We start from the raw sequence: 248 nt of genomic DNA on the forward strand, positions 1-248 counted from the left end.
CGATCAAGCACGTGCTGCGGGCCAAGGCGGTGCTGTGCCCGGGCCTCAACGTCAAGCTGTTCGACGAAGCCACCGGCGAGCGCCTGGAGTGGTACTACGAGGACGGCCTGCGCGATTACCTGTCCGGCGAGCTGCGCGAAGGCCAGCCGCAGCGCGAGCTGCTGCCGCCGGACCTGTTCGTCGGCCAGCTCAAGAAAGACACCGAAGTGGTCGACTGGGCGGTGGCCTGGGCGCCGGACGGCGAACTG

General features: G+C 69.0%; 1 protein-coding gene. It reads left to right on the plus strand.

Annotated features, from left to right (window positions below; translation table 11 throughout):
* Positions 1-248, plus strand: a 248-nt coding sequence (locus tag HKX41_12675) for a DNA topoisomerase IV subunit B (protein ID NNC24989.1), incomplete at both ends; no start/stop codon positions are given.

This window comes from Salifodinibacter halophilus (assembly GCA_012999515.1).
Lineage (GTDB): Bacteria > Pseudomonadota > Gammaproteobacteria > Nevskiales > Salinisphaeraceae > Salifodinibacter > Salifodinibacter halophilus.